Origin of the sequence: Kitasatospora cystarginea (assembly GCF_039533515.1) — a bacterium.
GTDB classification, from domain to species: domain Bacteria; phylum Actinomycetota; class Actinomycetes; order Streptomycetales; family Streptomycetaceae; genus Kitasatospora; species Kitasatospora cystarginea.
Map to the genome: position 1 here is coordinate 339626 of NZ_BAAATR010000003.1, position 12893 is coordinate 352518.

Sequence of the window (12893 nt, forward strand, 5' to 3'; positions counted from 1 at the left end):
TCGGCGTCGGCGTCGGGGGGCGGTACGGGTCGGCGTGGTCACTCGGTCCTCGGTCGGGGTGCAGGGGCCCAGGGCTCGGGGCGGGCGGCTCGGGAGACGGTCGTCGGGTGTCAGGCGGCCTTGGTCGGGTGGGCGTGCGACGCTGCCGCACTCGGGTGGCCGTGGCTCGTCGGGCTCGCGGTGGCGCTCGGGGCGGGCGCTGTTACGGGCGCCGTGGAGGGGCCGGGTGCGGCCGGGGCTCCGGGTGCGGCCGGTCCGGCGACCGCCGGGGCACCGGGGGCCACGGGGGCTCCTGGCCCGCGGCGCGTGACAGCGGCGACCGCGGACCTGGAGGGCCTCGGTCCGGTCGTACCGGAGGCCTTGGGATCGCCGGGCTCTCCGCTGGGCTCCGAGCTCGGTACCGGCTGAGGCGCGACCGGCGGCCGGCCGGCCTGTTGCACCGGCGACTGGGGGAGGAAGGGAGCGTTGACCGTGGGACCGCCGAGCGCGCTGCTGATCAACAGAGCGAGGTAGCCGACGGCGGGGACGGCGGCCAGCCGGCCCAGCCGCCTCACCCGGCGCTGGCGGCGGCCCGAGGAGTCCACGAAGACCGGCGCGTCGGGCGGCGCCGTCCCGGCCGACGGTAGCGGCACACCGTCGATCCGCACCGTGTCGTCCGGCACGGCCTGATCCGCCGGCGCGTAGTCCGGCTCCACGTAGTGCGGCACCCCTTGATCTGCCGGCGCGTAGTCCGGCACCACGTGGCCTGCCACCGCGTAGTCCGGCACCGCGTAGTCCGGCACCACGTGGTCCGACAGCACGGCGTCGGCTGCCGGATGGCACCTCGCCGTCCCGCCCCTTGTGGTCCAACTCGTCGTCATGGCCGGGCCTTTCGCCTGGCAACCACGCGATCGGGTCACCGGTCGTGGCGTGCCAGGAATGGAGTGGCCGGGCGGCCGGTGGACACGGGGAAGCCCACCGACCGCCCGGTGCCGGGGAGTTGACACTCCACCGGCGGGGTGGTCCGGGCGGCCGACGGGCCCGGGGGTGCGCCGTCGGCCGTCCGGAGTCGAACCGGGCGTGCGGTGGACACGGGGGAGCCCACCGACCGCCCGGAGCTTGGGAGTTGCTGCCGGGTACTGCTGGTCCGGTACTTCGGTTCACTGGTGCAGCGGTTCACCGGACGGACGGTGTGCCCGGGGGGAATGTCGCACACCGTCCGTCCGGGGTTTCGGGGGGTCACCTGCCAGGGCCGTTGCCTCCGCCGGTGTCGCGCCCACCGGGCCCGCCGCCGGGCCGGGTCGGCTGGCCCGGCTTGGTCGGCAGTTCGGTGGGGGGCTTGTCCTTGAGGTCCTTCGTGCGGTCCGGGGCCGGGGTCGTGCCGTTGCCACCGCCGTTGCCGTTGCCCTTGGACCTGGCGGCGACAGCCGTGCAGTAGCCGTCCACCCGGTCCACGTCACCGGCGGCCGCGACCAGCGGGGCCAGCCGTGCGTCGGCGAGTACCGTGCGGGCCGCCGCTCCGCCGACCAGCCGGTCCGCGTACAGCCGGCAGAGCTCGGCCGACCGCTCGGCCGCGGCGTCCGGGACCTGCCCGGCGGGTTGGCTCGGGTCGCCGGCCGGGTTGCCGCCGGGATCGGCACTCGCCTCCGGGCCCCGGTCCGCGGCCGGTGAGGCCGCACCGTTCGGCCGGGGCTGTCCGGAGGCGGCGGTGCCGGCACCGACGTGGTGGGCGGTGGCCGGCGAGGCGGCCGCCGTGGCACGCGCCGCGGTGGGGCCGGCCGCGGCGGGCCGGCCTCCCAGTGCCGCGGGCAGATGTCCGGTACCGGCGGCGACGGCCACTCCCCCGAGGGTGGTGGCGGCGAACACGGCGGCGAGGACCTTCGCACTGAAGGCCCGCGCCAGCGCGGTGCTCGCCATCGTTCGTCTCCCGGGTAGCGGTGCAGGATTGCGACGGGCCTCCCGGAACGCGGCCAGTGCCGCCTCCTCTCCGGGCAGTACGCCGTCCGCCTGCTGCGCGCCACCCGCCGCGGTCCCTGCGGCGGCGGCGGCGAGCAGCCCGGCGAGGGCGGCATGACCGGTGAGGGGGGCCTGACCGGCCGACGTGCCGACCTTGGCGCCGCCGAGCAGTTGCTCGGCGGCGCTGCGGTCGATCCGGCGGGATCGGTTGGTGCTCATCTCATGTCCTTCAGCGTCGCTGCTCCGGCGCGTGTCACACCCTGCGCGGAATTCTTCGAGGAATTTTTTTCCAGCCCGGGCTCCGGCCCGCCGTCCGGTCCCCGTCCCGGGCCCCAGTGCGTCGCCGACGCGGTCCGTCCGGGTACGCCGAAGGCGGCTCCGCCGGCCTCGTCGAGCAGCTTGGCCAGTTTGCGCAGCCCCCGGTGGGCGGCCATCCGCACGCTGCCGGGGCGCTTGCCCAGCACCTGGGCGGCGGCGGTCGCGTCCAGGTCGAGCACCACCCTGAGCAGTACCGCCTCGGCCTGGTCCCTGGGCAGCCGGGCGATCAGGGCCAGCGCGTCGGAGGTGGCGACGGTGGCCAGTGCCGTCCCGGCGGTGTCCTCGGCGGCGACCAGCTCGGTCAGGTACTCCACCGGGAGGTCCGCGACCGGACGGCGGCGGATGCGGCGCAGGTGGTCCATGGCCCGGTTGCGGGCGATGGTGGCGGCCCAGCCCCGGAAGCCGTCCGCGTCGCCGCTGAAGCCGCCGAGGTCGCGGGCGATCTGCAGCCAGGTCTCGGAGGCGATGTCCTCGGCGTCCTCGGGTCCGCCGCCGACGAGTACCCGCAGATAGCGGAGCAGCCCCGGCTGGACGGCGCGGAACAGCTGCCGGAACGCGTCCTCGTCCCCTTGCTGGGCCGCCCGTACGGCGGCGGTGAGGTCCGCCGCACGGCGGGCGGGCAGCGGATCGTCCGGCGGGCCCGGCCGGCTGGGTGATATCTGGTCGCCGGCGAGGTGGTCGGCGCCCGTCCCGTGTGGTTCTGCACTGTGCACCCGCCACATCATGCGCCATCCCGGTGAGGCGCCCCAGAGGCGAGGGGTGGCCCGGCAGGAGCGGGAGCCGTATCCGGGGGGCGCGCGGTATGCGCCCCGCCTCCTCCGCGCCGGGGCCCCGGCCGGTGGGACCGACGTCCGCTCCGGTGCTGTCGTCGGCCGGTGCCGTCCCGGCCGCCCCGGTCATACCTTGGCAGGGAGGGGCGCGCCCCGCCCCGGGCGGGCCCGGCGGCACACCGGCCCTCCCCACCCGGCCCAGCGCGACCGCACGCCCAGCCAGCACCGGGACAACGCGATGACCACCGCCCAGGACCTGTTCGCCGAGGGGCTGCGCACGCACATCGCGCCGTCCCTCCGGTCGATGGGCTTCACCGGCGGCGAGCAGCACGTCTTCCGGCTCCCCGACGAGACGTACCGGGCGCTGCTCGGCATCCGGTTCGGCACCGTGAGCCAGCACGCCGTCCGGTACACCTTCGACCTCAGCCTGTCCGCCGCGACGGGCGGTGCCGAGCACTGGCACTCCTCGATCGGCGAGCTGCTGCCGGTCGGCGGCGAGGTGTGGTGGGAGATCGCGGCCGGGCCGCGCTGGCTGGTGGCCGTGGAGGACTCGATCGCCGCCGTCCGCCACTACGGCCTGCCCGAGCTGCGCCGCCGACTCGAACAGGCGCGGGCGGGCGGTGCGGGCAGGGCGGCCTACCTCTCCGCCGCCGAGCTGGAGGAGGTGAACGCCGCCCTGCTCATCGCCGCCGTGGCCAGGATCCAGCGCGCCGAGCTGGCGGACGGGGATCTGGTGCTGGTCGGTGCCTGGAGCCGCAGCGACCCGGTCGCGCGCGAGGTCCTGCAGGGGGCGGCCGAGGGCTTCCTCTCCGCCCGGGACGAACGCTTCGGCCGGGTGCGCTGCCGGGACACCCTCGGCCGCGACCTGTGGACCTTCTGACCGCGCCCGGAACCGATCCGCACTCCCCGGATGTCCTGGTGGACAGGGAGCGAACAGCTCCCGTCCAAGGGGGAACAACCGAATGAAGACCGAGCTGCCGGCCGACCGCCGGCTCTTCTGGGACGGCTGCCTGAACGTACGGGATCTCGGCGGCCTGTCCACCACCGACGGCCGCCGCACCCGGCGCGGCGCCGTGATACGCGCCGACAACCTCGACATGCTCACCGCCGAGGGCTGGGCGGCGCTGGCCGACTACGGCGTGGGTACGGTGGTCGACCTGCGGGACGAGCCGGAGTGCCGGCCGCTGCTGCCTCACCCGGAGGGCGTCGACCTGGTCCGGGTCCCGCTCGACCAACTGGCCGGGGCGGCCTGGTGGGAGCGGTTCGGCGAGCTGGACGGCACACCGCTCGCCTTCCGTCCCTATCTCGACCACTGCGCGGGCGCCGTGCGCTCGCTGGTCGCCGCGGTCGCGACGGCCCGTCCGGGAGCGGTGGTGGTGCACTGCAAGGCCGGGCGTGACCGGACCGGCCTGGCCGCACTGGTCCTGCTGGCGGCGGCCCGGACCGAGCCCGGCGAGATCGTCGCCGACTACCTGCTCAGTGCCGCCAACCTTCGCCCGCTCTGGGGCATCCTCGGCCGGCCGGACCAGGAGCGGGCGGCGGAGGACCTGCTGGCCCGGGCCGGCACCACCGCCGAGGGCGCGCTGCTGGACACGCTGGCCGGGTTCGACCCGGACCGCTACCTGCCGTCCGGCGACCTGGCCGCGCTACGGGCCAGGCTGGTGGGCTGAGGACGCCGGGGCCGCGCTCAGCCTGTCGGCGGTGCCCGGATGGAGGGCGATCCTGGCGCCCACGAAGCCGTCCCTGACCGACCGGGCCCGCCGGGAGCAGAACCCCGCCATGGTGGCCTTGTCGAAGCCGGGCTAATCGCAGGGTCCTCGGGGGCGCCGCCGACCAGCACCGTTCCCGGCAGCGCCGCCCATCCCGCGCTCTCGTAGAAACCCCCGAGGACCCGGTCGCAGGTGAACAGGCCGAGGTCCGCACCGCTTTCCTCGACGGCCCGGCGGGCGGCGGCGACCGGCCGCCCGCCGTGGCCGCGGCCCCGGTGGGCGCGGTCGGTCACCACGCAGCTCAGGCCGCGGGCGGTGAACACCTCGCCGGCGTGGGCGAGTTCCTCGGAGAGCAGGTCGAGGGCGGCGAGCACCCGGCCGCCGCCGTCCACCAGCAGCATCGACCGCGGATCCAGCGCCGGATCGCGGCTCAGCCCGGGATCAAACCCACCGCTGGGCCATGCCTGTTCCTGCAACTCCCACACCTGCGCGCGGAGTTCCGGCAGAACCTCGGTTTCGGACCAGGGCGTGATCAGCAACTTCGATGCACCGCCCAGGAATTGACTTCAGGTCAGCGACACTAAATCCACTCGCCGTTGGAGCGCCGGACCGTCAATACTCCCGGCATGGTGCAATTCGCAGATTTCGATTCCCGCGGCTATCCGATGGTGGACGTCCGCACAGGGTACGGCCAGTGGGTCGGCAGCTACGAGCAGACCGTCGAGGACGCGATGGACCTGGCCGTCCTCGCCCGGCTGGCGGTGCCGGACTGGGGCGCGGCCGCGCGGGCCGCCGACCTCGGCTGCGGTACCGGCCGTACCGGCGTCTGGCTGCGCGACCGGGGCGTCGGCGCGGTGGACGGGGTGGACCTCACCCCCGAGATGCTCGAACTGGCCCGCGCCAAGGGCGTCCACGACCGGCTGGTCGAGGCCGACCTGGCCGCCACCGGACTGCCCGGCGTGGCGTACGACCTGGTGGTCTCCTCGCTGGTTGACGAGCACCTGGCCGACCTGGCCCCGCTGTACCGGGAGGCGTTCCGGCTGGCCAGGCCGGGCGGGCTGTGCGTGCTGGTGGGCCTGCACCCGTACTTCATCATGGCCGCCGGGATGCCCACCCACTTCGACGGTGCGGACGGCTCACCGATCGCCATCACCACCCACATCCACCTGGTCAGCGACCACCTCACGGCCGGACTGGCCGCCGGGTGGCAGCTCGCCGAGATGCACGAGGCCGTGGTCGACGACACCTGGGTCGCCCTGAAGCCCAAGTGGGAGCGCTACCGCCACCGCCCGGTCTCCGCCGCGTACGTCTGGCGCAAGCCGGCCTAGCCCGCACCGGAGCCTTCCGCACCCGGCCGCGGCCCGGTCCGCCCGGCCGGCTCGTGCTCAGAAGCCCACCATCGGCGTGGTGAGCACCCGGGTGCGCCCGTCCGCTCGGGCGGCGAGGCCCGCGGCGAGGCGCAGGGACCGGCTCGGGCCGAGCAGGACGAGGGCCTCCTCGGGGGTGGCCCAGCGGTAGGCGTCGAGCTCGCCGGGCGGCAGGGCGACCGGGGTGTCGGCGGGAATGGTGCCCAGATCGAAGAGGAAGTGGCAGGCCGGGTGGTCGAGTTCGGCCGAGGGGTGGGTCCAGCCGACGGCCAGCAGGGCGCCCGGCTCCTTCACGATGCCGGTCTCCTCCAGGAGTTCGCGCTTCGCGCACTCCTCGGGGTTCTCCCCCGGGTCCACCGTGCCGCCGACGAACTGCCAGTGCTCCCGGTAACCGGCCTTCACGATCAGCAGCCGCCCCTCGGGGTCGCTGATCAGGCAGCCGGAGGCCGCGTAGACGCGGCGCAGCGAGGCGAGCCACTCGTCGCGGGTCTGCAGCAGCGGGGTGTCCGTCATGGGCTGTCCCTCCGGAGGTGTCGTGGACCGGTGTGCGCGCCCACTCTCCCACTCCCACCGCGTCGCCGGGCAGGGCGTACGACATCCTCACGGGGCGGCCCCGGCCACCGGGCGCCGCCCCGCGTCCTCTGGGTCAGTGGGCGGAGTGCTTCTCCGCGCCGCGGTGGCGGTGGCCCGGGAGTTCGGCGTGGTGCGCCGATCCCTGGAGCGGGCCGGCGGAGTCGGCGGCGCGGCGGCCGCCGTGGCTGAAGACGGCGTCGCCGAAGTGCGCCCCGGACTGGGTCGCCTTCGGTGTCCCGGCACCGAGGACGGGCGGGAGTCCGCGGGGATTGGCAGCCATGCCGCGGCGTTCGAGGAGCTCCTGGGTGCCGCGGCGGAGCCTGGTCATCTTGCCCGACGGTTGCTTGGTCATCGTGGACCTCCCTCCGGCGACCGCTCGTCGCGGCGGAGTGCGCGGCAGGGCGGGCGCATGGGACGTTATGTCCCGGATTCTAGCCTTTCGGCCCGTCATGGTCTCCGTCGCCCGGCCGCCGGCCGTCCCGGCGGCAACGACACACCTGACCGTCGGCCGTACGCCGAACCGCATCTGTGGAAGCATGCGCCGGGTGGCAACGGTGATACGCGACGACAGTCGAACACGGGCGGGGGACGACGCGGCCTCCCCCGAGGTCCGGCGGATCCGCTACCCCGGCTCGCTGCTGCGCTGCGGGCTGGGCCTCGCCGCCGCCGCACTCTTGCTGCTGCTCGCCATGGGCGCCCACGGCACCACCAACGGCCTGGAGGCCGATGTCGCCGAGGGCGCGGAACACGTCCCCTGGCCGCCCGGCCGGCTCGCCTCGGTGGTCTCCGGCGCCGCGCTGCTGCTCGTCCCGCTCGCCTTCTCCGTCGACCGGCTGGCCCGCCGCGCCGGGCTGCGGGTCGCCGACGGGGTCTTCGCCGCCGTGGTCGCGTACGGGCTCTCGCTCGGTCTCGACACCGTCTTCGGCGACCTCGCCACGCTGACCCACGCGGCCCCCGAGGGCCTCGGCCGGACCGACGCCGTCTACGGGCACCTGGCACCCGTCCTCGCCTTCATGACCGCCGCCGATCTCGTCGGACTGCCCCGCTGGCGCGCCGCGTTGACCGCGACCCTCGCCACGGCCGGGCTGTCCGGGCTGATCACCGGCTGGGCCACCCCGCTCTCACTGGTCCTGGCCCTGCTGGTGGGCTGGGCCGCCGCCCACGGCACCGTGTACGCGATCGGGACCCCGGTCGTCCGCCCGAGCACCGAGCAGCTGCGAACGGCGCTCGGCCAGGCCGGCACCCGCCCGGACCTCGCCCGCCGCACCGGCTCCTTCCGCTACCTGGTCACCCAGCACGACGGACGCCCCGACCTCGACGTCCACCTGCTCGACCGCCACGCCCAGGCCACCGGCCTGTTCCACCGGCTGTGGCTGCTCCTGCGGCTGCGCACCGCCCCGCGCCCGCGCGGCCTGCGCTCGCTGCGCTCCGGCCTGGAGCACGAGGCCCTGCTCGCGTACGCGGCGTCCGCCGCCGGTGCCCGCACCCGCCGCCTGGCCGCCACCACCGAACTCGACGCCGACCGCGCCCTGGTCGCCTACGAGTGCCTCCCGGGCCGGACCCTGTCAGAACTCGACGACACCGAAGTCACCGACGAGGTGCTCAGCGACGCCTGGCGGCAGCTGGACCTGCTGCAGCGCCGCCGCATCGCCCACCGCGCCCTCGCCCCCGAGAACGTGCTGGTCGGCCCGGACGGCGCGGTCCACCTGGTCGGGCTCACCGACGGCGAGATCGCCGCGGGCGAGCTGCTGCTGCACCTCGACGTCGCCGGACTGCTCACCTCCCTGGCCCTGCGGGCCGGCGCCGAACGCGCGGTGACGACCGGCACCGCGGTCCTCGGTGCGGCCTCGATCGGCGCCGCCCTGCCGCTGCTCCAGCCGATCGCCCTGCCGCGCGGCACCCGGAACTCGCTCAAGGGCCGGCCCGAACTGCTCGCCGCGATCCGGGAGGAGACCCTGCGCGGGCGGCCCCAGGCCCCGGTCGAACCGGTACGGCTGGAGCGGCTGCGCCCGCGCACCCTGCTGGCGCTGGTCGCCGGGGTGTTCGCCGGCTACCTGCTGCTGCAGTTCATGTTCAGCTCGAAGACCGACCCGATCTCCACCGTCGCCCACGCGGACCCCGGCTGGCTGGCACTGGCGGCGCTGGCCGCCGTCGCCAGCCACTTCGCGGCGACCATGGGCTTCGTCGGCTTCGTCCCGGAGCAACTGGGCTTCCGGCGCGCGCTGGCCGCCCAGGTGGCGGGCTCCTTCGTCAGGCTGGTCTCCCCCGGCGGGGTCGGCGGGGTGGCGCTTAACACCCGCTTCCTGCAGTGCAGCGGCGTGCCGACCGCGCAGGCGCTGTCCAGCGTGGGCGCGTCCCAGCTGATCGGGGCGGCTCTGCATCTGCTGCAACTGGCGGTCTTCAGCGCCCTGCTCGGCCGCGGCAAGGGCGCCGAACTCCCCGAATCCCCCGTCCTGCTCGCCTCGCTGGCGGTGCTGGCCGTCCTCATGGTGCTGGCGCTCTCCGTGCCCTGGGTGCGCGGGCGGCTGGCCAAACTGCTGCGGCCGCTGCGCGCCGAGGTACTGCCCCGGCTGCTCGACCTGCTCCAGCAGCCCCGCAAGCTGGTCATCGGACTGGTCGGGCAGTTGCTGGTGTCGATGACCCTGGTCGCCTGCCTGTACTGCTGCACCCGGGCCGTCGGACCACGGCCCGCCTTCGCCGCCACCGCCGTCGCCTACCTGGCCGGGAACGCCGCCGGCAACGCCGCCCCGACCCCCGGCGGCTCCGGCGTGGTGGAGGGCCTGCTCGCCACGGCCCTGGCCGGCACCGCCTCGATCGACAAGGGCACCGCGCTCGCCGCGGTGATCCTGCTCCGGGTGCTGACCTTCCTGCTCCCGATCCTCCCCGGCTGGCTGGCCTTCACCTGGCTCCAGCGCCGCAAGGCGCTCTAGCGGCGCGCGCGAGCCACCGCGCACCACCCCGGGGCCCACCGCGCCCGGGTGCCGCACGGCCGGTCCCCGCGGCCGGAGTCCGTCAGCGGTACTCGTCCTCGTCGAGTTCGACGATGCGGGCCTGTTCGACCGCGTCCGCGTCGTTGGCGTCGTCCGAGCCGAGCGAGCGGCGTTCGCGCAGCTGCTCGAAGTCGTCGCCGGGGTGGCCGTCGACGTCCCGCTCCTCGTCCTCCGTCTCCAGGACGAGCGGGGATTCGTCGGCGAAGTCGTCGAAGTCCTCGGGGAACTCGGGGTTCTCGGGGTTCTGCCGCATGGCGTCCGTCCCTGCTGCTCGGAGCCCCACCTGGGCCCAGGTCGGTACTGGAAGTATCCGACGGCGGCGGCCCGGCCGCGCGCCTGCGCCGTCCCGTCGGCATTTTGTCCGGCTCTCGCACGGTAGACCGCTGGACCGCCCTCCGGACAGTGCCTGTCACCCGCGCGGCTCCTCCGTTCCTCCCGAGGCCGCCGCCGCGGCGGCCCGGGCGGCGAGGGCGCCGAGCCGGTCGCGCAGGGCCGCGGGCTCGTGGACCTCGAAGTCGCAGCCCAGCATGGCCAGTCGGACCGCCAGCCAGTCCAGCGACTCGGAGCTGGCCCGCAGCCTGCAGGTGTGCTCGTCGATCGGCTCCAGCCGGTCGGACGGGCCGGTCAGCCAGCGCGAGACCCGGTCGATCGGGGCGTGCAGGGTGACCACGGCGGTGTAGGTCGTGGTCAGGTCGGCGAGTTTGCGGGCGACGTATGCGGCGGCGTCCTCGGCTGGCAGTTCGCGCGGCGGCACCCGGGCCCCGGTGGGCAGGGGGTCGCGCAGGCGGTCGACCCGGAAGATCCGCCAGTCGTCCCGTTCGTTGTCGTACGCGACCAGGTACCAGCGCCGTCCGGCGGCGACCAGTCGGTGCGGCTCCACCAGGCGGCGGGTCTCGTCGGCGGCGCCGTCGGGCCGGCCCCAGCCGGCCCGGTAGGTGAAGCGGATCCGTTCCCGGGCGGCGACCGCCGAGGCCAGCACGGTGAGCGTCTCCGGATCGACCCGCGGACCGCCGGCGTCCAGCCGTACGGTGGCGGCGCCGAGCGAGCCGACCCGGTGCCTCAGCCGGGACGGGAGCACCTGGACCAGTTTGGCCAGCGCCCGCACCGAGGCCTCCTCGACACCTTCGACCGCCGCGCCGGCCGCCGCGCGCAGGCCGACCGCGATCGCCACCGCCTCCTCGTCGTCCAGCAGCAGTGGCGGCATCGCGGTACCCGCGACCAGGCGGTAGCCGCCGATCGGACCGCGCGTCGCCTCCACCGGGTAGCCGAGGTCGCGCAGCCGCTCGATGTCACGGCGGATGGTGCGCGGGGTGACCTGGAGGCGCTCGGCCAGTTCGCCGCCGGGCCACTCGCGTGGGGTCTGCAGCAGGGAGAGCAGGTTCAGCAGGCGTGCGGAGGTGTCCGTCATGGTGCCAGCATGACGGAGGTAGCGGACAGGTTCTGACCTGTATACGGGCTACCGTCGACGACGTCCGGGGCGCCGGCCGCGGGAATCCGCGGGATCCGCCCCACCCCTCCCCAGAACCCCCTGCTCAGGAGTACCGCCATGCCATCCGCCCAGACCGTCCCCGATCGCCGCCGCTGGGCGGCGCTCGCCGTGGTGATGACGGCCAGCCTGATGGACCTGGTCGACGTCACCATCGTCAACATCGCCATGCCCAGCATCCAGAAGGACACCGGCGCCTCGTTCAGCGCGCTGCAGTGGATCACCGCCGGGTACGCGCTGGCCTTCGCCGTCGGCCTGATCACCGGCGGCAGGCTCGGTGACATCTACGGCCGCAAGCGGCTGTTCCTGCTCGGTGTCACCGGCTTCACCCTCGCCTCGGCGCTCTGCGGGCTTGCCGGCAGCCCCGCGTTCCTGGTCGCGGCCCGGGTGCTGCAGGGCGGCACGGCGGCGCTGATGGTGCCCCAGGTGCTCGCGATCATCCACACCACCTTCCCGGCCGAGGAGCGCGGCAAGGTCTTCGGCATGTTCGGCGCGATGGTCGGCCTCGGCGCGGTGCTGGGCCCGCTGCTGGGCGCACTGCTCTCCGAGTGGGACCTGTTCGGGCTCGGCTGGCGGCCGATCTTCCTGGTCAACCTGCCGATCGGCGTCGCCGGACTGCTGCTGGGCGCCAAGTACGTGGACGAGTCGCGCGCACCGCGGGCACTGAAGCTGGACCCGGTCGGCATGGCGCTGGGTGCCGCCGGACTGCTGATGCTGCTCTACCCGCTCACCCAGGGCCGGGAGTCCGGCTGGCCGCTGTGGGGATTCGTCTCGATGGCGCTGAGCGTGCCGGTACTTCTGCTGTTCGTGGCGTACGAGCGGGCGAAGACCCGGCGGGACGGCTCCCCGCTGGTGGAGCTCTCGCTGTTCCGGGTGAAGAGCTTCGCGGGCGGCATCGGAGTGCAGCTCTGCTTCGGCGTCGTCACCGGGATCTTCTTCCTGGTCTGGACCCTCTACATGCAGCTGGGCCTCGGCTGGAGCCCGCTCCGGGCCGGACTGACGGGCGTGCCGTTCTCGATCGCGGTGTCGGTCGCCGCGGGGCTGTCGGTGCAGCGGCTGGTGCCGCGGTTCGGACGGAAGGTGCTGCAGGCCGGGGCGCTGGTGATGGCCGCCGGAACCCTGCTCCACCTCGCCGAGGCCGAGCACCTCGGCACCGGGATCCAGCCGTGGCAGATGGCGCCGCCACTGGTGGTGATGGGTCTGGGCATGGGCCTGATCGTGGCGCCGCTGACCGACGCCGTGCTCTGTGAGGTGCCGCGCGAGCATTCCGGTTCGGCCTCCGGGCTGATCAACACCACCGGGCAGCTGGGTGTCGCACTCGGTCTCGGCCTCTCCTCGGTGGCCTTCTTCTCCGTGGTGGACGGCGCCGCGCCGACGCGCTCGGCGGGCCCGGTCTTCGTGGACGCCTTCACCCACTCGCTGTGGTGGGTGACGGCCGGCCTGCTGGCGGTGTTCGCCCTGGTCTTCGCCCTTCCGGCGCGGGCCGCACGGCCCGAAGCCGTCGAACCCGAACCCTCGAAGGAGCCGGCCCTGGCGGCCGGCTGAACCCGGCAGTCCCCGGCTGGTCCCCCGTCGCGGCACGTGGCGGGGGACCGCTTCGCGGCCCGAGGCTCGGCACACCTCACGACCGAGCCCGCGCACGCCCAACCGACCGCCTTCCCGGGCGAATCGGGCACCACCGGCCCTACCGATCGACAACTCTCCTTCAAAGCACAGAGATTGACGGGCGATGCGATCATGACGGA

13 protein-coding genes are annotated in these 12893 nt (G+C 74.9%); 5 read left to right on the forward strand and 8 right to left on the reverse strand.

Annotation, left to right across the window (positions count from 1 at the left end; translation table 11 throughout):
• Nucleotides 1-110 precede the first annotated feature (110 nt).
• The 3 genes from ABD369_RS05430 to ABD369_RS05440 all read right to left on the reverse strand — a co-directional run bounded on the left by ABD369_RS05430 (nucleotide 111) and on the right by ABD369_RS05440 (nucleotide 2975).
• Entirely contained in the window at nucleotides 111-800 is a 690-nt protein-coding gene (locus ABD369_RS05430; protein ID WP_344635033.1) for a hypothetical protein, read from the reverse strand.
• Nucleotides 801-1218: 418 nt separating this feature from the next.
• Nucleotides 1219-2154, reverse strand: a complete 936-nt coding sequence (locus ABD369_RS05435; RefSeq protein WP_344635034.1) for a hypothetical protein — start codon at nucleotides 2152-2154, stop codon at nucleotides 1219-1221.
• Entirely contained in the window at nucleotides 2151-2975 is an 825-nt protein-coding gene (locus ABD369_RS05440) for an RNA polymerase sigma factor (protein WP_344635108.1), read from the reverse strand. The genes ABD369_RS05435 and ABD369_RS05440 overlap by 4 nt, the downstream gene beginning before the upstream one ends.
• 286 nt (nucleotides 2976-3261) lie before the next feature.
• Here ABD369_RS05440 and ABD369_RS05445 point away from each other — a divergent pair, with 286 nt between their 5' ends.
• A complete protein-coding gene (locus tag ABD369_RS05445; protein WP_344635035.1) occupies nucleotides 3262-3903 on the forward strand; it encodes a hypothetical protein in 642 nt (213 codons plus the stop codon).
• A gap of 82 nt (nucleotides 3904-3985) precedes the next feature.
• Nucleotides 3986-4693: a tyrosine-protein phosphatase gene (locus ABD369_RS05450; protein WP_344635036.1), complete on the forward strand. Its 708-nt coding sequence runs from the start codon at nucleotides 3986-3988 to the stop codon at nucleotides 4691-4693.
• 17 nt (nucleotides 4694-4710) lie between these two features.
• Here ABD369_RS05450 and ABD369_RS05455 read toward each other — a convergent pair whose 3' ends face one another.
• Nucleotides 4711-5271, reverse strand: a complete 561-nt coding sequence (locus ABD369_RS05455) for a GNAT family N-acetyltransferase (RefSeq protein ID WP_344635037.1) — start codon at nucleotides 5269-5271, stop codon at nucleotides 4711-4713.
• 87 nt (nucleotides 5272-5358) lie between these two features.
• Between ABD369_RS05455 and ABD369_RS05460 the strand changes: the two genes are divergently transcribed.
• A complete protein-coding gene (locus ABD369_RS05460) occupies nucleotides 5359-6060 on the forward strand; it encodes a class I SAM-dependent DNA methyltransferase (protein ID WP_344635038.1) in 702 nt (233 codons plus the stop codon).
• A 57-nt stretch (nucleotides 6061-6117) separates the two neighbouring features.
• Here ABD369_RS05460 and ABD369_RS05465 read toward each other — a convergent pair whose 3' ends face one another.
• Together ABD369_RS05465 and ABD369_RS05470 are read right to left on the reverse strand one after the other, a co-directional pair.
• The gene (locus ABD369_RS05465) at nucleotides 6118-6612 is read right to left on the reverse strand and encodes an NUDIX domain-containing protein (protein ID WP_344635039.1); all 495 of its coding nucleotides are present in this window, start codon (nucleotides 6610-6612) and stop codon (nucleotides 6118-6120) included.
• Nucleotides 6613-6745: 133 nt separating this feature from the next.
• On the reverse strand, nucleotides 6746-7024 hold the full coding sequence (locus ABD369_RS05470) for a hypothetical protein (protein WP_344635040.1): 279 nt from the start codon (nucleotides 7022-7024) through the stop codon (nucleotides 6746-6748).
• A 193-nt stretch (nucleotides 7025-7217) separates the two neighbouring features.
• Here ABD369_RS05470 and ABD369_RS05475 point away from each other — a divergent pair, with 193 nt between their 5' ends.
• The gene (locus tag ABD369_RS05475; protein WP_344635041.1) at nucleotides 7218-9602 is read left to right on the forward strand and encodes a lysylphosphatidylglycerol synthase domain-containing protein; all 2385 of its coding nucleotides are present in this window, start codon (nucleotides 7218-7220) and stop codon (nucleotides 9600-9602) included.
• A gap of 82 nt (nucleotides 9603-9684) precedes the next feature.
• Here ABD369_RS05475 and ABD369_RS05480 read toward each other — a convergent pair whose 3' ends face one another.
• Both ABD369_RS05480 and ABD369_RS05485 read right to left on the reverse strand, forming a co-directional pair.
• Entirely contained in the window at nucleotides 9685-9915 is a 231-nt protein-coding gene (locus ABD369_RS05480; protein WP_344635042.1) for a hypothetical protein, read from the reverse strand.
• A gap of 156 nt (nucleotides 9916-10071) precedes the next feature.
• A complete protein-coding gene (locus tag ABD369_RS05485) occupies nucleotides 10072-11070 on the reverse strand; it encodes a helix-turn-helix transcriptional regulator (protein WP_344635043.1) in 999 nt (332 codons plus the stop codon).
• 138 nt (nucleotides 11071-11208) lie between these two features.
• Here ABD369_RS05485 and ABD369_RS05490 point away from each other — a divergent pair, with 138 nt between their 5' ends.
• Nucleotides 11209-12693: an MFS transporter gene (locus ABD369_RS05490; RefSeq protein ID WP_344635044.1), complete on the forward strand. Its 1485-nt coding sequence runs from the start codon at nucleotides 11209-11211 to the stop codon at nucleotides 12691-12693.
• Nucleotides 12694-12893: the final 200 nt, after the last annotated feature.